The sequence below is a fragment of the Hathewaya proteolytica DSM 3090 genome (assembly GCF_900142225.1).
Lineage (GTDB): Bacteria > Bacillota > Clostridia > Clostridiales > Clostridiaceae > Hathewaya > Hathewaya proteolytica.
The window spans coordinates 13,289-37,728 of record NZ_FRAD01000017.1; the positions used below are offsets into that span (position 1 = coordinate 13,289).

Annotated in this window: 20 protein-coding genes and 1 pseudogene; 17 read left to right on the forward strand and 4 right to left on the reverse strand. The window is 34.3% G+C overall.

What is annotated here, in order from left to right:
- Window positions 1–97: 97 nt before the first annotated feature.
- Window positions 98–814 carry a response regulator transcription factor gene (locus tag BUA73_RS09900; protein WP_072903970.1) on the forward strand — a complete coding sequence of 239 codons (717 nt, stop codon included), beginning with the start codon at window positions 98–100 and terminating at the stop codon, window positions 812–814.
- The gene (locus BUA73_RS09905) at window positions 783–2,954 is read left to right on the forward strand and encodes a sensor histidine kinase (protein ID WP_178139251.1); all 2,172 of its coding nucleotides are present in this window, start codon (window positions 783–785) and stop codon (window positions 2,952–2,954) included. The genes BUA73_RS09900 and BUA73_RS09905 overlap by 32 nt, the downstream gene beginning before the upstream one ends.
- A gap of 53 nt (window positions 2,955–3,007) precedes the next feature.
- On the opposite strand, the gene BUA73_RS09910 is transcribed toward BUA73_RS09905, so the two are convergent.
- Complete coding sequence (locus BUA73_RS09910) at window positions 3,008–4,765, reverse strand: sensor domain-containing diguanylate cyclase (protein ID WP_072903972.1); 1,758 nt, start codon at window positions 4,763–4,765, stop codon at window positions 3,008–3,010.
- 201 nt (window positions 4,766–4,966) lie between these two features.
- On the opposite strand from BUA73_RS09910, the gene BUA73_RS09915 reads away from it, so the two are divergent.
- From BUA73_RS09915 to trxA, 12 genes and pseudogenes are all read left to right on the forward strand, one after another.
- Entirely contained in the window at window positions 4,967–5,335 is a 369-nt protein-coding gene (locus BUA73_RS09915; RefSeq protein WP_072903973.1) for a DUF4342 domain-containing protein, read from the forward strand.
- Window positions 5,336–5,495: 160 nt separating this feature from the next.
- Window positions 5,496–6,086 (forward strand): UBA domain-containing protein, encoded by a 591-nt coding sequence (locus BUA73_RS09920; RefSeq protein WP_072903974.1) that lies wholly within the window; start codon window positions 5,496–5,498, stop codon window positions 6,084–6,086.
- A gap of 21 nt (window positions 6,087–6,107) precedes the next feature.
- A complete protein-coding gene (locus tag BUA73_RS09925) occupies window positions 6,108–6,791 on the forward strand; it encodes a response regulator transcription factor (protein ID WP_072903975.1) in 684 nt (227 codons plus the stop codon).
- Entirely contained in the window at window positions 6,784–8,034 is a 1,251-nt protein-coding gene (locus BUA73_RS09930; RefSeq protein ID WP_072903976.1) for a sensor histidine kinase, read from the forward strand. Before BUA73_RS09925 ends, BUA73_RS09930 begins: the two co-directional genes overlap by 8 nt.
- Window positions 8,035–8,061: 27 nt before the next feature.
- Window positions 8,062–8,715, forward strand: coding sequence for a ribonuclease H1 domain-containing protein (locus BUA73_RS09935; RefSeq protein WP_072903977.1), 654 nt, complete (start codon window positions 8,062–8,064; stop codon window positions 8,713–8,715).
- Window positions 8,716–8,747: 32 nt separating this feature from the next.
- Window positions 8,748–10,529: pseudogene (gene recQ / locus BUA73_RS09940) on the forward strand (DNA helicase RecQ); the annotation flags it as partial.
- 28 nt (window positions 10,530–10,557) lie between these two features.
- Window positions 10,558–11,217, forward strand: a complete 660-nt coding sequence (locus tag BUA73_RS09945; protein ID WP_072903979.1) for a response regulator transcription factor — start codon at window positions 10,558–10,560, stop codon at window positions 11,215–11,217.
- A gap of 89 nt (window positions 11,218–11,306) precedes the next feature.
- Window positions 11,307–12,632, forward strand: coding sequence for a sensor histidine kinase (locus tag BUA73_RS09950; protein WP_084672207.1), 1,326 nt, complete (start codon window positions 11,307–11,309; stop codon window positions 12,630–12,632).
- 41 nt (window positions 12,633–12,673) lie between these two features.
- A complete protein-coding gene (locus tag BUA73_RS09955) occupies window positions 12,674–13,543 on the forward strand; it encodes a DNA-binding domain-containing protein (RefSeq protein WP_072903980.1) in 870 nt (289 codons plus the stop codon).
- A 197-nt stretch (window positions 13,544–13,740) separates the two neighbouring features.
- Window positions 13,741–14,802: a PTS sugar transporter subunit IIC gene (locus BUA73_RS09960; protein WP_084672215.1), complete on the forward strand. Its 1,062-nt coding sequence runs from the start codon at window positions 13,741–13,743 to the stop codon at window positions 14,800–14,802.
- 150 nt (window positions 14,803–14,952) lie between these two features.
- Window positions 14,953–15,693: an FAD-binding oxidoreductase gene (locus tag BUA73_RS09965; protein ID WP_242942367.1), complete on the forward strand. Its 741-nt coding sequence runs from the start codon at window positions 14,953–14,955 to the stop codon at window positions 15,691–15,693.
- Window positions 15,694–15,819: 126 nt separating this feature from the next.
- Window positions 15,820–16,131, forward strand: a complete 312-nt coding sequence (gene trxA / locus BUA73_RS09970; protein ID WP_072903982.1) for a thioredoxin — start codon at window positions 15,820–15,822, stop codon at window positions 16,129–16,131.
- Between the two features lie 68 nt (window positions 16,132–16,199).
- On the opposite strand, the gene BUA73_RS09975 is transcribed toward trxA, so the two are convergent.
- Window positions 16,200–16,874: a Crp/Fnr family transcriptional regulator gene (locus BUA73_RS09975; RefSeq protein WP_072903983.1), complete on the reverse strand. Its 675-nt coding sequence runs from the start codon at window positions 16,872–16,874 to the stop codon at window positions 16,200–16,202.
- A 132-nt stretch (window positions 16,875–17,006) separates the two neighbouring features.
- Between BUA73_RS09975 and BUA73_RS09980 the strand changes: the two genes are divergently transcribed.
- Together BUA73_RS09980 and BUA73_RS09985 are read left to right on the forward strand one after the other, a co-directional pair.
- Complete coding sequence (locus BUA73_RS09980; RefSeq protein ID WP_072903984.1) at window positions 17,007–19,967, forward strand: DEAD/DEAH box helicase; 2,961 nt, start codon at window positions 17,007–17,009, stop codon at window positions 19,965–19,967.
- A gap of 88 nt (window positions 19,968–20,055) precedes the next feature.
- Entirely contained in the window at window positions 20,056–20,907 is an 852-nt protein-coding gene (locus BUA73_RS09985) for a polysaccharide deacetylase family protein (protein ID WP_072903985.1), read from the forward strand.
- Between the two features lie 125 nt (window positions 20,908–21,032).
- On the opposite strand, the gene BUA73_RS09990 is transcribed toward BUA73_RS09985, so the two are convergent.
- Both BUA73_RS09990 and BUA73_RS09995 read right to left on the reverse strand, forming a co-directional pair.
- Window positions 21,033–21,431, reverse strand: a complete 399-nt coding sequence (locus BUA73_RS09990) for a (deoxy)nucleoside triphosphate pyrophosphohydrolase (protein WP_072903986.1) — start codon at window positions 21,429–21,431, stop codon at window positions 21,033–21,035.
- Window positions 21,432–21,447: 16 nt separating this feature from the next.
- Entirely contained in the window at window positions 21,448–22,068 is a 621-nt protein-coding gene (locus BUA73_RS09995; RefSeq protein WP_072903987.1) for a hypothetical protein, read from the reverse strand.
- A 214-nt stretch (window positions 22,069–22,282) separates the two neighbouring features.
- Here BUA73_RS09995 and BUA73_RS10000 point away from each other — a divergent pair, with 214 nt between their 5' ends.
- Window positions 22,283–24,418 (forward strand): PAS domain-containing sensor histidine kinase, encoded by a 2,136-nt coding sequence (locus BUA73_RS10000; RefSeq protein WP_072903988.1) that lies wholly within the window; start codon window positions 22,283–22,285, stop codon window positions 24,416–24,418.
- Window positions 24,419–24,440: the final 22 nt, after the last annotated feature.

Here is a 24,440-nt window from a genome sequence, read left to right on the forward strand (position 1 = left end):
AATTGGGTAGGATAGAGAGGTGAGTAAAGTTGAAGATTCTAAGGGGGGGTATATGTGTTAAAATATTAGTAAGATTATTTAAGAAGGGGTTTTTAGGATGAATGCTTATAATATTTTAGTGGTGGAAGATGAAAAGGATATAAGGGACGCTATCGGTATATACCTAGGAAACCAAGGTTACAATGTTTTTAAAGCTGGCAATGGTATAGAAGGTCTGGAGATACTTGAGAAGCAAGAAGTTCATTTGGCTATTGTGGATGTTATGATGCCCAGAATGGATGGTTTAGCTTTTACCATGAAACTTAGGGAAGAGTTCACGTTTCCAGTGATTATTCTTTCAGCTAAGTCTGAGGATATAGATAAAATAATGGGTTTAAACATAGGTGCGGATGATTATGTGACTAAACCATTTCAACCTTTGGAACTTCTTGCTAGAGTAAATTCTCAACTTAGAAGATATACGAAATACATGAATATAAAAGATGATATTCTAAAAGAAGAAAATAATAATGTTATTGATGCTGGTGGATTAGAGATAAACTTATCAACGAAAGAGGTGTTTGTAGACGGCGAGTCCGTAAAGATTACACCTATTGAATTTAAAATTTTGCAGCTTCTCATGAGTAATATTGGAAGAGTTTTCTCAGCGGATGAGATATACGAGAGAGTATGGAACGAAAGGGCTGTGAATACCGATACCGTCATGGTTCATGTGAGAAATATACGAGAAAAAATAGAGATTGATGTAAAGAAACCGAGATATTTAAAGGTGGTGTGGGGTGTTGGATATAAAATCGAAAGACAAAATAAGTAGAGTAATAAGTAATTTTTTAATTATGTTATTGATTTTTTCAGTTTCTATAGGTGTAGTATACAGCGGAAAATTTATAAAAGAAGATGTGGCTAAAAGGCATGTAACCAATATATTTGAGGAACCTAAAATTGTGGATTATATGAAAACAGCCACCTATTCTATATATTACAATATGCATAATGGAGATGGTGGAAATCAAAAAACCCCCTCAGAGGTATTTTTGGATAAGACAGCATTACAAAGTCAGTATGATGCGGATTATATAAAACATGCGTCGGGTATTGTGGACATAAATATTTATGGAAATGATAATTTTCTAAGTACTAGTATTATGAATCTAGATTATTATGCTAAAGATAATGAGGGAACTTCTATACAAAAGCGTGGCAATGAAAAACTTGGAGAGCTTTTAAAAGAGAAACAAGATAATAACATAATCCAACAGCTGAATAGTGAGTACCAATTTTATATTGCGCTCAACTATGATGAGAATGGGGCAGTATCATTTGGTTCCATACATGGTGCTAAACCTGAAATAGTAATGGATATGATGCGTGTTAATGATTTAAATATAATTTTTATGGGATACGGGTCCTATGTTTTTCCTGTAAATAATACATCTGTTGTATACGGGGTGTTGAAGGATCTAAAGTATAAAGACAGTATTACTCATTATACGGATCAATTAAATGGGTCTTTATATGCAAATGAGTCCATGAAATACTTAATACCGGCATTAGTTTTTGTACTATTATGTGCCATAGTTATTCCTTATAGGTATTCAGAAAGGCTAAAGATATTTAAGTTAATGAGGAGAGTACCCATAGAAATATTGATGGTGATGTTGGGCTTGCTTATGGCTGCTTATGCTTTATTTGTGCTGGTGATGTGTAAAAAAATAGATGGCAGTCTTTTCAGTGTATTAAATGAAATCTTTTTGAATGCAAATATGGCAAGGATTAGTGAAGGAATAATAAGTATAGGATTTGCTTTTACACTTCTTCTGTTTACATTTTTATTTGTAGTTCTTGTAAAATATATATTCCAGGTTGGAATTAAAAAATACTTTAAGGAACATTGTCTTTTATTCATTGTGTTTTCAGCTGTGGGAAGAGGTATAAGAAAAGTTGGGCATACACTTAGCAATGTGGATCTTAAGGATAAAAATACAAAGAAATTGCTAACTATTCTCGGTATAAATCTTATAATTATGATTTTTATAAGTAGCATATGGTTTTTTGGCATATTTATAGCCATTATATATACTGGATTTTTGTATTACATCATGGAAAAAAAGATTAAAGAGATAAGAAAAAACTATAACACATTGTTGGAAGCAACAGACAGTATGGGAGATGGACAACTGGACATTGAACTGGAGGATGATATAGGGCCTTTCAATTCTATGCGGGATGAACTAAAGAATGTGCAAAAGGGCTTTAAAAAGGCGGTGGATGAGGAAGTAAAAAGTCAAAGAATGAAGACTGAACTAATCTCCAATGTATCTCATGATCTTAAAACACCATTGACTTCTATCATTACTTATGTGGATTTATTGAAAGGCAACAACATATCCGAGGAAGAGAGAAAGGAATATTTGGATACCGTTGATAAGAAGTCTCAAAGGCTAAAGTACCTCATTGAGGATTTATTCGAGGTAACTAAGGCTAGTAGTGGAAACATGACTTTAAATGTAGATAATATAGACATTGTATCCTTAATAAAGGAAACATTGGTGGAATTAGAGGATAAGATTAAGGAAGCGGATTTGAACATTAAAATGAAATTTCCAGAAGAAAAGCTTATCTTGTCTCTCGATGGTCAACGCACATTTAGAGTATTTGACAATCTAGTAAGCAATATTTGCAAATATGCATTGCATGGTTCTAGAGTTTATATAGATGTAGTAGATCTAGATGATATAGTACAAATTGAAATGAAGAACATATCTGCAGAAGAAATGAATTTTGATGCACAGGAGATATTAGAACGATTTCAAAGAGGAGATAAGTCTAGGAATACTGATGGAACAGGTCTTGGACTTGCCATTGCAAAAAGTTTTGTGGAATTGCAAGGGGGACACTTCGAAATACAAATTGATGGTGATTTATTTAAAGTAACTATTAATTTCAAAAAATAAAATATTATATAATTTAAAGTACCCTGTGAAAGTTCATGGGGTACTTTATTTTCCTATATCATGTAGGCTGTTTCAAAGCAATCTATGGAAATGGGCTTGCTGATCACGTAGCCTTGTATATAATCACAATTTAGTTCTTTCATGAAGTTTAACTGCTGAAGATTTTCTATGCCTTCTACTAGACATTTAATATTCATATCATGGCAAATATTAATTATATTCTTAATTATGATCTCGCTTTTTTTATTTTTTTCTATATTAAGAACTAAGCTTTTGTCTATTTTAATTACATCAAAATCTAGGAGGGTAATCATATCCAGGCTAGAATACATACAACCGAAATCATCTAAAGAAAGTATAAAACCTAACTTTTTTAGTTCAGCTCCTATGGAAGCTATGTAATTGCGCTCAATTTCCCCCACACTTTCGGTTATTTCAATTTCAATCATGCGTGGAGAAACTTTGTATTTTTTACATATTTCCATGACGTGGTGAATAAAGCTTTCTTCCATCAGTGTAATCCTAGAAAAGTTTAGAGATATTTTCATGGGTGTTTTTCCTCGGGAAATCCAGTTGTTTAGAAGTCTACAACATTCTTCAAATACAAAGAAATCTAAATATTGGATAGTCTTTTCTTTCTCAAGAAGAGGTATAAACTTGTCTGGTGGAACTATGCTCATTTCTGAATTTATGCGCCTAACCAAGGCTTCAGCCCCGTATACTTTATCTGTTGATAAATCAAATTTAGGTTGAAGAAACACAGTGAATTTTTTGTGATTTAGGGAGTCCAATAAATCCTTCAGCAATAAAGGAACATGAGTTTTTTTGTTTGTCAGATTTTTTTTATAAAATTCTTGTTTGTTAATGTACATCAGTTCATCTGCGTCATATACCATTTTTCTAAGATTGATTTCTGAATCACACCAAGTGTAACCTATGGAAACACCGTTGTTGCTTTTAGATAGCAGTGATGCTTTAAAGCTATCAATGCTTTTTAAAAAGTTTTGTCTAGAGATGTTCTCACAGAACACCACAAATTCATCTCCACTGAGTCTAAAAACATAATGGTCTTTAAAGGTGTTTTTAATTGCCTGGGATATGGATATAATTACAGCATCACCATAGCTGTGGCCATATGTATCATTAATCTGCTTTAAGCCATTGATATCTGCAAAAATCACACCTAAAGAGGAAAGCGCTTCTGGATTGATTTTAGATGTATAGTCCATGTACTTATTTCTATTGTTCAAATTTGTAAGAGAATCATGATAGCTAAGATATTTTAACTTGTCGTTCATTCTCCGTTTTGAAATTTCGTTTATAATAAAGTAAGAAAGAGAACAAAGGAATTCACTTCCCTTAGATAAGTCATCAGGGTTGTCCACCCCAAGAAATCCTACAATCTCTTGATTTATTCTAAAAGGGACAGCCATCAAGCTATGGATATCCTGACAGGATAAACTTTCGTATTCTTCAGGATAATCAATCTTCATGTCTTCCATATTTTTTATTATTACACAATTGTTTTTGTTGAATTCTTCTATCCATCTATTCATAATGAAAGTGGGAATGGATTGAAGATTATCTTTTTGAGGCGTTACTTTATCTATGCATTTTTCATAGGTATTGTGAGAGAGATTTTTCTCCCAGTCGAATTCAAAAACGTAGGCTCTGTCAGCTTTATAGTAGTGAAGTACGTATTCTAAAACAGTAGTCATTGCTTTGTGCAAATCTTCTTCAACTAAAAGAGATTTGATGCAGTCGATTATACCTATTTCCCCCAGTGCATCTATAATATCATTTTTTGTCATACATCCACCACCTAAACATAATATCTTTGATTATATAATTAGTATATCATAGTAAAAATACATATCGGACTAAAATTTAGCAATAAAACAGGATAAAATAAGAAAATTAAGTTTTTTAATCTATTTTTAATGTTTAATATATTTTACATTAATCTTTGTTGTTTATTATGTAATCATAATAAAAATATGGAGATGATGTATATGGAAAAAGACAAAAATTTAGAGCAGTACAATGAAAATGGATATGAGAAAAGCTATGGTATAGGTGAGCTATTAGGCAGGATATGCAAATTTATTTCCAGAACCATTAAAAAGGGATGTGTCAATTATCTTATGGTAACAAAGGATGGAAGAAGGACCATAAAATTATCACTTACACTTTGTGCTTTCCTTACCGTGGTAGCCTTTGTACCCGTAGCAGTTTTAACGGTGGTAGGGTTGTTTACGGATCATAAATTTTCTTTAGTTGGCCCAAATATAAAAAGTGATGATATCAATGATGTTTTTGGAAAGGCAGCTGATTCTGCAAGAAACATGAAAAATGATTTTAAAGAGGGCTATAGACAATAAACACTGGATTGGCAATACTGATAGGGGGACTCATTATTCTGAGTTCCCCTTATTTAATATATACTAAATAAGTTTTAACAATGATATAATAATAACAGGGGGAATTGACATATTAAGATTGGTTTCACCATATTAAATGTGAGGAATGGGAGCAATGATTATGGACCATGACAAGCTTATAAGGAAACTTACTGAAAATGCTGCTGTGACTTTTGAGGATGCAAAGATGGCTTTAGAATCTAATGATTGGGATATTATAGATGCCATGTTACAATTAGAGGACGTTGGCAAGGTTAAATCACCTGATATGAAGATATATTTCACCAATGACAGAAATAAGAGTTTTAGTGAAATTGTAGCTTGCTGTGAGGAAAAATCATGGCAGTATTATGAAAACAAGGATAGGAAAAAATATGATGAAAGGCACGAAAAGACAAGGAGTGCCTTTGAGAAGGCATGTAAGTTTATAGAAAAATGCAATGGTGTATTTATAGAGATAAAGAGGCGGGAAGGAAGTGTTCTTCGGTTGCCCATTACTGTAGTTGCTTTGCTACTAATCTTTTGCTATCGTATTGTAATACCTTTAGTCATAGTGGCTCTTTTATGTAATGTGGAATTTTCCATAGATGGTGAGGCACTTGGTGGTAATGGTGATGATATAAATAGCCTATTTAACAGGGCACACTGTAAGGCTGAAAAAGTAAGAAATAATATAAGAGCAAAGATGAAGAAAAACGGAAAGTATAAATAAAAAGGTAGAAGGGGCATAGGCATGAGTACAATTTTATTGGTAGAGGATGAGGAGAAGATTGCAAGATTTGTAGAATTGGAGTTGAAACATGAGGGATACCAGGTTATAAAGGCTAACAATGGTAGAGAGGGCCTTGAAATATCAGAGCAGGGCAAAGCAGAACTTGTATTACTGGATATAATGCTTCCTGAACTCAATGGTTTGGAAGTGCTTCGACGGCTTCGAAAGACCTCTGATGTGCCGGTTATAATGCTGACAGCCAGAGATGCTATTATGGATAAAGTAGCGGGCCTGGATGGTGGGGCTGATGACTATATTACAAAGCCTTTTGCCATTGAGGAATTATTGGCCAGGATAAGAACGGCTTTAAAGAAGAGAATAGTTATGGATAATCAACTATTGTCAGAAGTTTTGCATTGCGGTGAATTATGCCTTGACAAAGCTAGGCATAGAGTGACCTATGGAGAAATAGAGGTAGAACTTACAAATCGTGAATTTTGTCTTCTTCAGGTTCTATTAGAAAATAAAAATATAGTTATGACTAGGGAGACTTTGATGGAAAAGGTTTGCGGTTATGATTATTTGGGTGAAACCAATGTGATAGACGTGTATATTCGATATTTAAGAAGTAAAATTGATGATGCTTTTGGGATAAAGCTTATAACCACGGTGCGTGGAGTGGGGTATGTCATAAAAGATGAGTAAAATAAAATCTGATAAAAAAGTTAAATCTATTGTAAGAGAACTTAATTTCAATTTTGTTATGAAGACCTTTTTGCGATTTTTATTTATGGATGTAATAGTTATCTGTGTTGCTGTAATAGTATGGGGTATACAAACTGAATTAAGTTATTTTGGCAACATTGCAAAGGATGCATCAAGGAACTTCAATATTGTAGCATTTAATGAAGCCACATATACTGTGATTTCATCCAGTGGTAAAACCATGGTGGCACAGGTTGGAGGATTTATGGTAACCATGGGAATTACAGCTGGAGTGGCATTTATAGTGCAGATTTTTATGATATTGAATGAGATTATTTTTGGAAGAGTAAAGATAAGACGTATTTTGAAACCATTAAATCAGATATCGGAAATGGCTAACAGATTAAGCAATCTAAACTTTGATGAAAATATGGTTCAGGATTTAGAAGAGGCCATAGCAAAAGTTAGCCCCATGACTTCAGGGGAAAAAATACACACAGGCAATAGTGAACTTAAGGGCCTTGAAGAGGCTATAAATAATCTTCTAGAGAGGATGCGTGAGTCTTACAGGCAGCAAGCTAGGTTTGTATCTGATGCTTCCCACGAACTTAGAACCCCTATTGCTGTAATTCAGGGGTATGCTAATATGCTGGATAGGTGGGGAAAAGAGGATGAGAGCGTATTAAACGAGTCCATATTGGCAATAAAAAGTGAGTCCGAAAATATGAAAAATCTTGTGGAACAACTTTTGTTTTTAGCCCGTGGCATAAATGGCAAAACCCAGTTGAAGTACACTGAATTTATGCTTAGTGATATGATGAATGAGGTCTTTGAGGAGTCTAAAATGATAGACGTGAAACATGTATATGAGTATTATCCAGAGGGTATAATTGAGATGTATGCAGATGAGCCACTATTAAAACAGACTGTTCGCATACTCATAGAGAATGCCGCAAAATATACAGACCAAGGGGAGAGCATTGTACTTAGAACAGGTAAAACTGAAAAAGGTGAGCCGTATATTTCAGTGCAGGACAACGGTATAGGCATGGACAGCGGGGATGTTTGCCACATATTTGACAGATTTTTCAGAGCAGACACGGCAAGAGCTAGGAAAACTGGGGGTACGGGCCTTGGGTTATCTATTGCTAAGTGGATTGTAGATAACCACAGAGGCTATTTTTCCGTAATAAGCAGGAAAGGCATTGGTACAAGGATAAGGGTGTATCTGCCTAAAAAATAATTATAGGTAAAAAGGAGTGATTTGTGCATGGCTCAGAAGAAATATTATGCGGTTAAATGTGGAAGAAAGACAGGAGTATTTAACACTTGGGATGAATGTAAATCACAGGTTAGCGGGTACAGCGGTGCTATATATAAAAGTTTTACAACTTATGGAGAGGCAGAGGATTTTATTATGGGTTCATCTAGTGAGGATAATGACACTTATGAATCTAATGACTTAAAGGAAACTTCTAAGTCTTGTAGGGAAATGCAAGAAGGTTGTGTGGAAGCCTATGTAGACGGCAGTTACTCCAATGAATACGGCAATTATTCTTACGGATGTGTTATTCTTGAAGGCAGTGAAATTATTCGTCTTTCAGGTGTAGGTGATAACGAGGAGTATATTTCCATGAGAAATGTGGCGGGGGAGTTGCTCGGCACTATGAGAGCTATCCAGTGGGCAAAGGAAAACAATTGCAAAGCTATCATGATATATCATGACTACGAAGGTATTGCAAGGTGGGCGGATGGTTCTTGGAAAACCAACAAGGATGGAACAAGATCTTATGCTAAGTTTATACAAGAACATAGGGAGTTTTTGAAAATCAACTTCACAAAGGTATTAGCTCACTCAGGGGTGGAATACAATGAAGAGGCGGATAGACTGGCAAAGAAGGCACTGGCAGAAAGTAAAAGGTAATTAATTTTGTGAAAGGATTAGGTAGTTAAATAATGATAGAACCCATAGATTTATTGAAACAGTATTTTGGATACCACTCTTTTAGAGCGGCACAGGAAGAAATAATAAAGGATATTCTAAAGGGAAAAGATGTGCTTGCTATTATGCCAACTGGGGGAGGCAAATCCATTTGCTATCAGATACCTGCTTTGATGATGGATGGCATAACCGTGGTCATATCACCTCTTATATCCCTTATGAAGGACCAGGTGGACAATTTAAGAGAACTTGGGATACCTTCTGCCTATATAAATAGTACGCTGTGTGATGCAGAAGTTTCTATGGTGATAGATAACATGAGAAATGATAAGATAAAAATTCTTTATGTAGCCCCGGAAAGACTTAATTCTTATGATTTCTGTGCTATTATGAGCACTATGAAGGTATCTATGGTTTCTGTGGATGAGGCTCATTGTGTGTCTCAATGGGGACATGATTTTAGGCCAAGCTATAGGAATATTGTAAAGTTTATTGAGTCTTTAGGAAACAGGCCCGTGGTAACAGCTTTTACAGCTACTGCCACTAAGGAAGTGCGCCAGGATATAGTGGATCTTTTGAATTTGCACAATCCAAAGATATTCATCGCTGGGTTCGATAGAGAAAATTTGGAGTTACAGGTTGTAAAGGGTGGCAACAAGAACCAGTATATTACAAAGTATATGCAGGAAAATAGCGATACTTGTGGCATAATATATTGCGCTACCAGAAAAGAAGTGGATAAGACATACCAATTGTTAAAGGACAGGGGGATGTCTGTTGCCAGGTATCATGGGGGAATGAATGATGAGGAAAGAAAGGATAGCCAAGAGGATTTTGTTTACGATAGAGTAAATATTATGGTGGCCACCAATGCTTTTGGCATGGGGATAGATAAATCAAATATAAGGTACGTCATTCATTATAATATGCCTAAAAATATTGAAGCTTATTATCAAGAGATAGGTAGGGCAGGGAGAGATGGAGAAAAGAGTCAATGTATACTGCTATTTGCACAAGAAGATGTGCATATTCAGAGATATCTAATAGAGGTCAGTGTTGAAAATTCAGAGAGAAAAAATAATCAGTACAAGATGCTTCAGGATATGGTAGACTATGTATATACTAATAATTGCCTTAGAAAATACATCTTAAATTATTTTGGAGAGGAGCATGAGGGTAAATGTGATAATTGCAGCAACTGCAATGGCCAAGGTGAAATAGTGGACAGAACCGTAGATGCCCAGAAAGTATTATCTTGTATTTTTAGATTGGGGAGACCTTATGGAAGTACCATATTAATAGATGTGCTTAAAGGATCTAAAAATAAAAAGGTTATAGCTGGTGGATTTGATAAATTGTCTACATATGGTATAATGAAAAATATGCAAAAAGAGCAATTAAAGGATTTTATAAATACTTTGGCGGCCCATAGGTATGTAGATGTGGTAGAAGGCGAATTTCCAGTTTTAAAGCTTAACAATACTTCTGCAAAAATCCTAAAGGGACAGTTTAAGGTAGAGTTCAAAGAAGAACACAGGGTACAAAAGGTATTTACTCACAACGAATTGTATACTAGGCTTACTGAGCTTAGACTGGAAATCGCTAAAAGGGATAAAGTGCCGCCTTACATTGTGTTTGCGGATAGTACTTTAAAGGAAATGAGCATAAGGTACCCGGAGACCAAGGAGCAACTTTTGGATATTAGTGGAGTGGGACAAGTTAAGTATGAAAGATATGGAGCTGAATTTTCAAAAGTCATTCATGAATATGTAATGGAAAATGGGATAGAGGTTAACACTTAAAGAAAGGAGGTCGATTGGCGGTTTGGGGAAAGTATTAATTATAGAAGAAGATATACAATTTATCAATGAAATTGCTTTAGGATTGAGGGAGCTAGGCTACGAATATATAAAGGTAACTAATGTAAACAGGTTATTAGAAGTTGCTCTTAATGCTGATATAGAACTTATTATTATGGATGTGAAACTATCCTACAATAATCTTATTTCAGATATGAACAATGGAACTTTTTCTAATGTACCTGTTGTGTTTGTGAAGAGTCCAGATAAAGAACAAGAAAATGGTGCAAACAAAGTTACCCTTGGCCATACAATTGATAATGATAGGAACTTCGAGATAGAAAATCTGATGGCACGTGTGCAAGTAACTTTTGGAAAAAGAAAGTCTTCACAAAGAAATTTTCAAATTGGTAAGAATGTAAATGTAGATTTAAAAAAGCAGCTAGTTCAGATTGATGGAACCGAGGTAGAGCTGACAAGAAAAGAGTTTGATCTTTTGGAGGTTCTTGTAATTAACCCCAATGTGAATATGTCTAGGGAAAAGATTCACGAGCTGGTTTGGGGTGATGAGTGTTCTAGTGATTCTAGGACTGTGGATGTTCACATAAGAAAACTTAGAAAAAAACTGCATCTTGAGGATTATATAATAACTGTATATAAAATGGGGTATAAACTTGAAATGTAAAGTACCTGCTGTCTATCAATTTATGATTAGATGGCAGGTTTTTATTCGTTATGTTTATTTCTAGGTTGAAATGAAAGGACTGCTGTATTATGATGGAAATAGACAAATTTCGAAAGGGTGGGGTAACTATAAGCTTTAAATTGAAAGTCACAGAATGGAAAAAAAGTTCGTGGTTCATTGCCATAAATATAGCGCTTTTGTCGCAGGTATATCTTCAAACAAACATGTTCAATCTAAGAATTTCTATGGGAATTGTAATGTTGCCTGTGTATTATTATATGATGAGTCATATTAATTTTATTTACACAGGGTTGCTATCATCTTTATGCGTATATTCTATGAGAATAATGACGTATACATCTTTTAATGGTTTTAATATGAAAAATTTATACAATGGAGTTTATACATTTTTCCCAGAAATATTCTTTTATGTAGTTTATTTTTGTGCATTTGGTTTTTTAACAGCAAAACTAAATCACAGGAGAAAAAAGAATGTGTTGTTGTACCTCTGTCTTATATGCGATTTTACGGCAAATCTTAGCGAGATGTTAATAAGGAGTTTCATCAATAACAGCAGTATTAATTTACAAGGAATTTTGGGAATCGCAGTGTTTGCCCTACTTAGATCCTTGCTGATTTGGGCCATAATAAACATTATGGATAGGTATTCTTTACTTATCTCTAGAAGGGAGCATGAGGTCAGGTATAAAAAACTTTTAGATACCACCTCTAGATTAAAAACTGAATTGTATTGGATGGAAAAAAGTATGGCGGATATTGAACAAGTCATGGGAAACGCTTACGATCTTTACAACAACATCAGCGATGATGATGTGATAAAGGGTGAAGTTCTATCCATAGCAAAGGACATTCATGAGATAAAAAAACAGAATATGTTGGTCCTTAGAGGACTTGAAGAGACACTAGAGGATAGGCAAGAGGAGAATGGTATGAGCATGGAGGATATTTTTGATATCCTAAATAGTTCCATGAAAAAATACATGACCAACACTGAAAAAAATGTTAATTTAAAATTTAGAACCACAGTAAATTTCAATACAAAAAGGCACTACTATATAATGTCCATATTGAGAAACCTTATAATGAATGCCATGGATGCCTCTAGGGAGCAGGGATATATTTATATATGTGAAGAACAAGAGGGAAGTTGTTGTAAACTCACCATTAAGGATAATGGTGATGGTATAAGCACTGAAAACATGAAATATATATTTTCACCGGGCTTTTCTACTAAAATAAATTACGATACGGGCAGCGTAAACAGAGGGCTAGGTTTAAGCATCGTAAAAGAAATAGTTGAAAATAAGCTAGGCGGACATATGAAGGTAGAGTCTAGGATAAATGAGTTTACCATATTCACAATTTATATACCATTAAGTAATCTTACAGAATAGGCAAATTAGAAAAGGCAAATTAGAAAAGGAAGTGAAGTCTGTTGAATATTATTATTGTAGAAGATGATCTTAATGTATGTTTCATACTTAAGAAAATTATAGAAGATAGGGGTTGTGGTGTTGTACAGGGTGTCTTTACTGACCCGCGGGAAGCTCAAGATTATATAGTGTCACACAACCCAGATATAGTTTTAGTGGACCTTTTAATGTCTGGGGTAGACGGTATTTCCCTAGTTAGAAATTGCAGAGATAACGGAGTGGACACATCCTTCATAATGATCTCCCAAGTAAACTCTAAGGATATTGTGGCGAAGGCGTATGAAAATGGTGTAGAGTTTTACATAAATAAACCTGTAAATGCCGTGGAAGTTGAAAAGGTTATATCTAAGGTGATGGAAAGTATAAACTTGAGAAAAAAATTGACTACCATAGGCAGCGTCTTTGGTATGGATGAGTTAAAGGCAGATAATGTATATAAAAATCCAAGCTCAGAAAATAAGTGGAAATTAGCTAATAATAATGAAGATTATGTAAAGGCAGATGAGGTAATGAAGAAGTTAGGGTTACTTGGAGAGGCAGGATGTACAGATATACGCAACATAATAGGCTACATAACAGAAAATAATATAAACATAAACAATTATACTTTAAAGGAACTGTTGTCTATCTTTAATGAAAATTATAAATCTCTAGAGCAGAGAATAAGGAGAACTAGCGCTGTGGGGTTGAAAAACCTTGCAAATCTAGGCATAGAGGATTACATGAATGATATTTTCACTGAATTTTCTACTAGCCTATATAGTTTTGAAGAGGTAAAGAAGGAAATGGACTACATAAGAGGTCGCAGAGTAATGGGTGGCAAGGTCAATGTAAAGAAGTTTTTAGAAGGCATTCTTATGTATTGTAGATAATTTTACCTTGTGAGAAACAAGTTGAAACATTTTAAAAACAAATTGAAACAAATTGAAACTTTGGGTAACCTGTGTTTTATACTCTTTGAAAGAAAAAAAGATGTACTTAAAACTTTCTACACTATAAAACAGGTAAAGGAGTGTTCAAGTTGTTCGATGTGGTAAAAGGTATAGGATTATTACTATTGACTCTGGGCATGTTTTCAGTGTTCAGCTTCAAAGCACCAAAGGGAAGTAAAGCTATGTCTGGACTTGCCAATGCAGCGGTGGCTACGTTTCTTGTAGAGGCAATACACAGATATATAAGCGGAGATTTTATTGGAGTTCAATTTTTGGCACAAGTAGGAACAGTTTCAGGCAGTATGGGAGGCGTGGCGGCAGCAATACTTGTACCTATAGCCATGGGTGTAACACCAGTGTACGCTGTAGTTGCAGGTGTGGCCTTAGGCGGTTTTGGAATTTTGCCTGGATTCTTTGCGGGCTACATAGTTGGACTTATAGCGCCAATTATGGAGAAAAAGTTGCCAGAAGGACTGGACGTAGTTGTAGGGGCTATACTTATAGCACCACTGGCTAGAGGGCTTGCCATATTAATAAATCCAGTGGTAGATATGACTCTTGTAAGTATAGGAAACATGATATCTGTAGCGGCAGATCAATCGCCCATTGTTATGGGATTCCTTTTAGGAGGAATAATGAAGATGATATGTACTTCACCGCTAAGTTCCATGGCCATAACAGCAATGTTGGGTTTGAGGGGCTTGGCAATGGGTATAGCGGCCATAGCTTGTGTAGGTGGTTCTTTCACTAATGGAATCATATTCAAAAAATTGAAACTTGGAAACAATAGCAACGTAATAGCGGTAATGTTGGAACCTTTGACCCAGGCACATATAATAACTAAAAACCCCGTGCCTATTTATTGCTCAAACTTCTTTGGCGGAGGACTATCTGGTTTAGCAGCTGCCTACTTTGGTATAATAAACAATGCCCCAGGAACGGCGTCTCCAATACCAGGTCTTTTAGCACCTTTTGCTTTCAATAAGCCTATGAACGTAATCCTTGCAATAGCTTTTGCAGCACTAGGTGGAACTGTATCCGGATACATTGGTGCTAAAATCTTTGCAGCTATTAGAAGAAAGAACGGAACAGTAGTAGTTGCAAATACTTCAGATGAAAAAGAAGTATACGAGAAAAAAGAAGTATATGATAAAAAAGTAGATACCATAGAGCTAAAAGGAAGCAATGTTTTAAACTAGAATGTTAAATTCCTTGAGACTATCTTAAAATAATTTTAAGATAGTCTTTTTTTATGGTATCATTATCTTATGGGGATAAAGCAAAATTTGTTATTGAAGTATGCTTGTATACAATGATTTTTTTGTGAAATTATATAAAGGATGGTGTGCATGATGTGGCAAGGATTTAAAGAATTAGTTTTAACGGATAAAATACGTGAAAACAAAGAAGTAACATCGTTTTATTTCAAGGCTGTTGATGGCGGTAAGCTTCAGCTTCACAAACCAGGTCAATTTCTGCCAATCGATGTTAATTCTAAGGATGAAAAGTACAAAAGTGCTATGAGAACGTACAGTTTGTCTATGAAACCTAATGAGGAGATTTACAGAATCAGTGTAAAAAAAGTGGAGGGAGGGCTTATAAGCACTTATCTCACCGATGAATTTAAGGTGGGAGACGTGATAAAGGCTTTGCCACCTACGGGAAAGTTTGTCTTAAATGAAAACAGCAATAAACCTCTTGTTTTACTTTCAGGTGGTATAGGAATAACACCACTACTATCCATGTTATATGAAGCAGTGAATTCAAAGAGGGAGATAATTTTTGTTCAGGCAGTGCAGAATAGCTCTGTCCAAACCTTTGGGGATGACATAAAAAATCTTCAAAAATATTATGGAAACCTTAAATCCATAGTGTTTTATAGCAAACCTTTACCAGAGGATATTGTGCATGAAGACTATGATTTTGAAGGTTATCTAACAGAACAGTGGATAAAAGACAATTTACCTTGGGATGGTGACTTTTATTTCTGCGGTCCACCACCATTTATGAGTAATATCGAAAACGCTTTAAAGGCCATGGCCGTGAAAGAAGAGAATATAAATTTTGAATTCTTTGGTTCAGGAAAGTAAAGTTGTATACTGTTCTGTGATTAAGTCACTGATTAATAATAATAATAGTGTATAATAAGAGTATAAACAAATGAAACAAGACAAACAATAAAAATAAAATATATTATATATTAAGGAGAGGATATTATGTCAGCACTACACATCACAAACGAAAATTTTGAATCAGAGGTAATGAACTCTGATAAACCAGTATTGATAGACTTTTGGGCATCTTGGTGTGGACCTTGCCAGAGACTTTTGCCAGTAATAGAGGAATTGGCAGATGAGGTTACAGAGGCGAAGATATGCAAGGTGAACGTAGACGAACAACGTGACTTGGCAAAGAAATTCAGAGTTATGAGCATACCTACACTTGTAGTAATTAAAAACGGAAATGTGGTTACTTCATCTGCAGGATTTAGAGAAAAGGATGAGATTCTTAAATTATTAGGCTTATAATAAACAGTTAACTTGAAATAAAATTGGATTTAAAAAAAGGGAAGATAAGCGCAAGGCTTGCTAGATACTTATAGCAAACTGCGCAATCTTCCCTTATTTGTTATGGTAATTTTGCCACGTGATAAACCTACCATGCCTTCATTGGAAAAATATTTTAGCATTCTTGACACCACTTCCCTTGCAGAACCTACGTGTTTTGCAATCTCTTCGTGGGTGATGTATAAAATATCACTGCCAGTATTCAAACTTTCATCTAATAAAAATGATGCAAGTCGTTTGTCAAAGCTTGTGAAAAGGATTTGTTGCATTGACCACATAACATCGGAAAATCTTTCCGTGGCCAATTTGTAGGCATAGAGTTCAACATGCATATTTTCTTTAAATAGCTGAGAAAAAGTCAGAGAATCTATTTCTAATATGTAACATTCAGATTGGGCTACAATGTACACGTCAAAGTTGATAGTCTTAAGAACGCAAGAAGCGGAGAATACGCACACTTCTCCGGGTTCAATTCTGTAAAGTGTTACTTCTCTTCCATCCTCTGAAGTCATATAGATTCGAAGGGTACCAGTCTTTACAATTATCAACCCCACACATTCACTATTATAGCCGGTTATGGACTGGCCTTTTTCATAGTGTCCAACAGTAGAACTAGAAATCAGTAAATTCTTCTGCTCTTCAGTTAAGTCATGCCAAAATGGCAATCTGCTCTCTAGAAATTCAATATTATCATTTTTAACCAAGATTAATTCCCCCTTATAGTTTAATGATACCTTGCGTCAAGGAAAATATCAACAGTGCTTAAAAAGAGGGGTAATTATGGATATAAAAATATGATATAATAATTCTAATGTTATGGATTTGGAGGGGATTTAATGAATTATAACAGCTTAGTTGAAGAGACATTATTATATAATATAGAACCAAAATCAGTTGAAGAAATAGATCCTATATCAGATGATATAATGGGGGCTTCCAAGGCGGCTTTTATAGATTCAAGAACAAATTGTAAAAATTTCTTAATGCCTAAATTGTTGATAAATGATAACAAGAAGGGCATTAAGGTATTAAATTATATAGAATCACAGCTTAAAAGCTGCAATGAGTTTATGATATCTGTAGCATTTATAACTAGTAGTGGTCTTATAACTTTGATTCAAATTTTAGACGAACTTAAAAATAGGGGGATTAAGGGTAGAATAATAACTACTGACTATTTGAATTTCAGTGAGCCTAAGGCTTTACGAAAATTATTAAGTTTTAGCAACATATCAGTAAGGGTGTATACAAAAGAAGAATTTCATACTAAGGGATATATTTTTAAATATGATGATTACTACAAATTTGTGGTAGGTAGTTCAAATTTAACCCAAAAAGCACTTACAAAGAATAAGGAATGGAATGTAACGGTATCATCATTAGAAAATGGGGCTTTGAGTGACGAGGTGTTAAATGAGTTTAAATTTATGTGGAAAGACTCAATTGAGCTTACTGAAGAGTGGATAAGTTCCTATGAAGAACTATACAGACAACAGAGGAGCTTTGCAAAGAAGAGCTTGGTACCTAGATTGGAACAATACAAGCTGAAACCAAACAGAATGCAGGCAGAGGCTATATGTTCATTAAAAAATCTTAGAGAGAACCACAAAGAAAAGGCATTGTTAATATCAGCTACGGGAACTGGAAAAACATATCTTTCGGCTTTTGATGTGAGAGAGTTTAATCCTAAAAGGGCATTGTTCATAGTTCACAGAGAACAGATTGCTAGACAGGCTATGGAAAGTTATAGGAATGTATTTGGAGACACAAGAACCATGGGAATATTATCTGGTGTATCAAAGGAAGTACATTGTGACTTTATATTTTGCACTGTGCAAACTTTGAGCAAGGAGGAAACTCTTGGGTGCTTTAAACCAGATGAATTTGATTATATTGTAATAGATGAAGTGCACAAGGCGGGGGCATCATCTTACCATAGAATATTTGAATACTTTAAACCTAAGTTCTTGCTGGGGATGACTGCCACCCCAGAAAGAAATGATGATTTTAATATTTTTGAGTTGTTTGATTATAATATTGCTTATGAAATAAGGCTAAAGCAAGCTTTAGAAAATGATCTGCTTTGTCCATTTCATTATTTTGGAATATCTGATATAAATGTTGATGGTGTGGAGATGACGGACAATACGGAGTTTAGATATTTGGTTCAAGATGAAAGAGTGGAGCACATAATTGAAAAAATTAATTTCTATGGATATTACGGTGATAGAGTAAAGGGGTTAGTTTTTTGTAGCAATAAAAATGAAGCTAGGGAATTATCTATTAAATTCAATGAACGCGGATATAGAACTTTGGCTCTTACTGGGGATGATAGCCAAAGTGTACGTGAAGAAGCCATTGAAAGAGTGGAACAGGACAGCAACGAAAATGCTCTGGACTATATATTTACGGTGGATATATTTAATGAAGGTGTTGATATACCAGTTATTAATCAGGTTGTAATGCTTCGGCCTACAAAGTCATCTATAATTTTTGTTCAACAGCTTGGAAGAGGGCTTAGAAAAAATCCATCAAAAGAGTATGTAGTTGTCATCGATTTTGTGGGTAATTACAATAATAATTTCATGATTCCCATAGCTTTATCAGGGGACAGAACTTATAACAAGGACAATATTAGAAGATATGTAGTTGAAGGAAGTAGGATTATACCGGGGTGTTCTACTATAAATTTTGATGAAGTAGCTCGAAAAAGAATTTTTGAAGCCATCGATAAAGCTAATTTTTCTGAGGTAAAGCTGATTAAGGAAAAGTATATTGCATTGAAAAATAAAATAGGATATATTCCTAGTTTAATGGACTTTGAGCGTTACGATGAAATAGATCCTTTAAGAATTTTCGAAAACAAATCCCTTGGAACTTATCATAGGTTTTTGTGTAAGTATGATGAAGAATATAAGATTAAATTAGACGATGGGGAGCAGTTGTTCATAGAATTTATATCAAAAAAACTTTGTTGTGGGAAGCGTCCGCATGAGCTTTTGCTTATTAAACTTTGTCTAGAACAGACTACAAGTTTAATGGGTAAGCTAAAATTGAAATTAATGGAAAAATATAATATAAGTTTTACATCTCATACGGAGCTATCTGTAGTTAATATGCTTACTAATGAATTTCCAGTAGGTACAGGTAAAAAAACATATGAGAAATGTATATTCATTGAAAAGTATGAAAATGACTATAGAGTATCATCCTCTTTTAAAGGTATGTTAGAGAACCGTGATTTTAAAAATATGGTTAATGAACTTGTAGACTTTGGTTTGAATAGATTTGAAAAGCAATACATCAACAGATATATGAGCACTAATTTTACTCTCTATGAAAAATATACATATGAGGATGTATGCTGGCTCTTAGAATGGGAAAAATGCGAGGTAGCCACTAATATTGGTGGATATAAATTTAACAGCAAAACAAAAACTTATCCAGTTTTCATAAATTATGATAAAGATGATGATATTCAAGCATCCATTAACTATCATGATAGATTCCTTTCACAGAATGAGATTATTGCTATTTCAAAATCAGGAAGAAGTCCTGAATCACCGGATGTTAGGCAAGCTTATAGCGCGGAAAGGGATCATGTTTGCATGCATCTGTTTGTGAGAAAAAATAAGGATGACAAGATTTCCAAGGAATTTTACTATCTTGGAAGGATAAATACTGTTGGAACTCCTAACCCAATCATCATGAAGGAGGCAAACAAAAAAGCGGTGGAGATAAAGTATATTTTGCATACTGCTGTTAGAGATGATATTTATGAATATATATGTAGTTAGTGAATAGAATAATCATTGCAGAATTAAAAAGGTTAGAATGGGGAAAGCTAATTGAGTAAAATGCTTAACTTGGAATCGGAGGTTTGCAATGGAAGAGAAGAAAAAACTAAAGAAGAACAATGGTACTGCTAGAGTATTCAAAATCGTATTTGCGATTTCGTTGTTTGCTGTGATGGGAGTATTTGCGGATAAGGTTATCCATGGTAATCTAACTAAAGTAAGCCCAATACTTTCAAACTCAACGGAGACAAAAAATTGGGGCTTGGGCGGATTTAAAACTCAGGGGCAGCAACCAACGGGAACAGCATCTGTAGGAGAGATGAAAAAGTACAATGCATATTATATGGGAAGTGCAGATGAGAAGGTAGTTTACCTTACTTTCGATTGTGGCTATGAAAATGGCAACACTGAACCTATTTTAGATGCATTAAAGAAACATAATGCACCAGGCACTTTTTTTGTAGTAGGACACTTTCTAGAGAGTGCACCAGAAATGGTAAAGAGAATGGTAGCCGAGGGCCACGCCGTGGGAAATCACACATACCACCATCCAGATATGGCCAGGATTTCAGATGAAGTTCAGTTCAAAAAAGAATTGGAAAGTGTTTCTGAAAAGTTTAAAGAGATCATAGGCAAGGATATTGAAACATATTACAGACCACCGCAGGGGAAATACAATATAAATAATTTGAAGATGGCAGATAAATTTGGTTATAAAACTTTCTTTTGGAGTCTAGCGTATGCAGATTGGAACCAAAATAGTCAACCGTCCAGAGAAACTGCTATGAGTAAGCTGACTGAAAGGATACATCCAGGCGCTGTGGTTTTGTTACACAACACGTCTAAGACCAACGGAGAAGTATTAGATGACCTTCTTACAAAATGGGAAGAAATGGGGTATACCTTTAAACCTTTATCACATTTAATAAATAGTAAATAAAATAAAACTGGTACCGATCACTAAGGTGTTTCTTAGTGGGGTATCAGTTTTTATTTTTACTGAAAAATTTACCTAATAGATATTCTATCACTGCTATAGCCAAAAGAGCCACATATACTTTCCATCTACAATTCTTTTGCGAGAGCTTCCATAGCTGGAATATCAGCAGGTGCCCATTTCAAGGAGCAAAGACATGGGCGTTTTAACCATATAAGGGCGGCGTGCTCGGATTTTATAGGATGGCTATCATTTATTAGCTCGCAACGCACGGTGATCAGGTTAACTATAATATTTTCATATTCATGGACATTGTGGTTGAATATTTCTAATGCCTTTATATCACAATTTAATTCTTCCTTTATTTCCCGGACAATGGCTTCTTTTAAATCTTCATATTTTTCAACCTTACCCCCTGGAAATTCCCAAAGGTTTCCCATGGACATTGATGGAGAACGGAGGGCACAGAGAATTTCATTATTTTGGTTTTCTAAAATGGCGCCTACTACTTGTATTGTCTTTTTCATCATACTCACCTACATTTTAATTATTGCTTTTTTCCATGAGAAATTTTTGGTTAGGTTCATAAACGTAGTAAGCTTCTGTTGGTCTTGTTTCATAAAGTTCGTTTTGTTCTCCTCTAAGGAAAAGATTAAGATGTTTTTTTACAAATGAAGAGATGGCATCTTCCCCAGAGATTTGAAATCCATTGGCACCAGTTATTTTCATATCTAAGATGTAATCATTTGATGATATATATAATTTTCTGTTGGGTTTTGATGATGGCAATTCTTCTAACTTGCAATCTGGATTAAGCTTTATGTCTACAATATAGTTTTCACTGTTAATTTTCATGGATTTTGGCTTAACCTCAAAGTTTTTGGAAACTGCATAATCTAGGACAACAAATGATGAGTCAATACAAAAATTTGTAAGCTTGCTTACGGAAAGATTCTTATCTAAATTTGCTGTTCCTGACACAGTTTTGTTTTCTTTATCTATGGAAATTACAACATTCTTTGTGGCATCTATTGTTCCAGGGAACTTTAGTATTAGAATGAAGGATACTATGGCCATTATGGGGAAAAAAAAGAACATAAACTGCAATGCTGATGTCTTAGCTGGTTTTAGTTTTTTACTTTTTACTTTATTTGATACTTTCACTCACTTCAACCTCCTAAAATGTATACTTATATATTTTATATTATACTATGTTCTATTGTAGGAGAATTACAGAAACATTACAAGAAGAATGTTATTTTTTTAGCAAATTGTCTAGAATTTTTTGAAGAGTTTGTCCTGTGAAATATTGAGTTTATATTTATTGCGTAGTATGATATAATTTGTGTGTTAATTATATAAGATAGGAAGGTTACCAATGTATCAATATTTAATAGATTGCAAATATATCAATGAAGGCCAATTAGAATACCATTTGAATAGTTATAAAAATTATGAAATGCCAGTGTATATTGTGGATGCCAATGGTAAGTATACATATGTTAATAATGCATTTCTTAAAGTATTAAACATAAGAAACGAAGAAGATGTTGCGAAAGATGTAGAGCTGATTTTAGGAACCCGAAATGCTAAATACATTTCAAGTCTTAAACAGAAAATAATTATTTTAAAGGAAAAAAAGAGTTTTAACCAATGTATATATATTGATGGGAAAGAAATGGTCTGGAGAGTTACTAGTATTCCCATATTAGATTACAATGGAGATTGCAACAAATGTATTTGCATTGCAAAGGTTTCATATAAGAAGGACATTTATACTGAGAAAAGTGATGAATATGGAAACCAATACAATATACAATACAGCATCATAGGAGATGACAATGAAAGAAAAGAAGAGTTCATATATGAAGAATTGTATGAGTACATGCAAGAGATAAGCCATAAAATTGTATTGGACGGAATGAGTATATGGATCTATGATGAAAAGTTTAAGATCATAAAGAAGCGAATCTGCATTGGCATAGATAGCAAGATAATGGATGGGGTAGAGCTTCCTTTTGATGATTATCAGCAGGAATACATGAAGAGAAACTGCAAAAATCTATTTTATCCTGTTCCTATGAAATCCTATGAGAGGTTTTTTGCAGAGCATGGTTTTGAAGATGCGTACAACAAATATCTATTAGATAAGTATATAATGTACATGCCTATAATCTATGATGGAAGAGTTCTGGGAATGCTCAGTATTTATTTAAGCAATGGTCATTTAGAGGAGGAGGGGTACGTTCTTATAAGGCGTGTTATCAATAGAATATCCTTATGTTTGAAAAATATACAGTTACTCCACGACGTGACAAATCAATTGAGCGAAAAGGTAAAGTTGCAAAATACGTTGAATAGATATTTGAACAATTCCATGGATTTATGTATCGTAATGGACATTGAATTCAATATTCTTACCACATCCTATAGTGTAATAAAACTGTTGGGATGGACTTTTGAGGAAATTAAACAGCAGAAAATACACGAAATGATTATAAGTAATTCAAAAAAATTAAGGGACGTAATAGACTCAAATAAAAGGTATAATACTAGGGTTTATGTGGGACCTTGCAAGGCCATGTGCAAGGATGGCTCTTTTAAGGATTTGGATGTGTACTACTACATCGACACTATTAATAATGAAATAGTACTTACTGGACAAGATGTAACTGGCATAAATGAGTTAAAAGCTAAAACTAAATTATTACAAAGTGAGATAGACAAAGAAAAAGTGAAAAATGAGTTTATTACAAATATATCTCATGAGTTTAGAACTCCTTTAAACATTATACTGTCTGCCGTTCAGCTAGAAGAGATCCGAAATAAAAATAATTCTGTGGATGAGGGAAAGATTGATAACATTGCTCTTATAAAGCAAAACTCCTATAGAATTTTAAGATTATCAAATAATTTAATTGATATAGCTGCCATAAACTCTGGATGTATGAAAATGAATTATAGAAATGTGAACCTTATGGCTTATATTAGAGAAATTACTAAACATGTAGAATCTTTTTGCCGAATAATAAATAGACAGTTTTCTTGCTATTTAGACAATGTAAATATTACCATATCCTGTGATAAAGAGAAGATGGAGAAAGTAATATTGAATTTGTTGTCCAATGCTATTAAATTTACTAGTCTTGGCGGGAAAATAGGTTTGGGGGCCAATGTGGATAGGAACAGCAACAGGTTGTATGTATGGGTAAAGGATGATGGGTGCGGAATAGCCGAAGAAAACTATGAAAAGGTTTTCTCTTCTTTTACTCAGGTGGATAATCTTTTAACTAGAACTACAGAGGGCAGTGGGATAGGACTAGCCTTGTGCAAAGCATTCGTTGAGCTGCACAATGGCAAGATATATATAGATTCTTCCTTTAAACAAGGTACAAAGATGGTATTTTATATACCTTTATGCAAGTTAAGGGAGACCTCTACAAACAAGGATTCTGTAATACTTCAGAGCTCTAAGACTAGCGTGGAGGTGGAATTTTCAGATATATATCTGTAGTATAAGTAAAAATTTTAAGAAC

Excerpts from the sequence above, each read along its gene's own strand:
- BUA73_RS09900 (WP_072903970.1), top strand. The coding sequence starts at position 98 with ATGAATGCTTATAATATTTTAGTGGTGGAAGATGAAAAGGATATAAGG.
- BUA73_RS10000 (WP_072903988.1), top strand. The coding sequence starts at position 22,283 with ATGTATCAATATTTAATAGATTGCAAATATATCAATGAAGGCCAATTA.
- BUA73_RS09990 (WP_072903986.1), bottom strand. The coding sequence starts at position 21,431 with ATGAAAAAGACAATACAAGTAGTAGGCGCCATTTTAGAAAACCAAAAT.
- BUA73_RS09965 (WP_242942367.1), top strand. The coding sequence starts at position 14,953 with ATGATGTGGCAAGGATTTAAAGAATTAGTTTTAACGGATAAAATACGT.
- BUA73_RS09985 (WP_072903985.1), top strand. The coding sequence starts at position 20,056 with ATGGAAGAGAAGAAAAAACTAAAGAAGAACAATGGTACTGCTAGAGTA.
- trxA (WP_072903982.1), top strand. The coding sequence starts at position 15,820 with ATGTCAGCACTACACATCACAAACGAAAATTTTGAATCAGAGGTAATG.
- BUA73_RS09920 (WP_072903974.1), top strand. The coding sequence starts at position 5,496 with ATGGACCATGACAAGCTTATAAGGAAACTTACTGAAAATGCTGCTGTG.
- BUA73_RS09930 (WP_072903976.1), top strand. The coding sequence starts at position 6,784 with ATGAGTAAAATAAAATCTGATAAAAAAGTTAAATCTATTGTAAGAGAA.
- BUA73_RS09915 (WP_072903973.1), top strand. The coding sequence starts at position 4,967 with ATGGAAAAAGACAAAAATTTAGAGCAGTACAATGAAAATGGATATGAG.
- BUA73_RS09960 (WP_084672215.1), top strand. The coding sequence starts at position 13,741 with ATGTTTTCAGTGTTCAGCTTCAAAGCACCAAAGGGAAGTAAAGCTATG.
- BUA73_RS09950 (WP_084672207.1), top strand. The coding sequence starts at position 11,307 with ATGATGGAAATAGACAAATTTCGAAAGGGTGGGGTAACTATAAGCTTT.
- BUA73_RS09980 (WP_072903984.1), top strand. The coding sequence starts at position 17,007 with ATGAATTATAACAGCTTAGTTGAAGAGACATTATTATATAATATAGAA.
- BUA73_RS09910 (WP_072903972.1), bottom strand. The coding sequence starts at position 4,765 with ATGACAAAAAATGATATTATAGATGCACTGGGGGAAATAGGTATAATC.
- BUA73_RS09935 (WP_072903977.1), top strand. The coding sequence starts at position 8,062 with ATGGCTCAGAAGAAATATTATGCGGTTAAATGTGGAAGAAAGACAGGA.
- BUA73_RS09925 (WP_072903975.1), top strand. The coding sequence starts at position 6,108 with ATGAGTACAATTTTATTGGTAGAGGATGAGGAGAAGATTGCAAGATTT.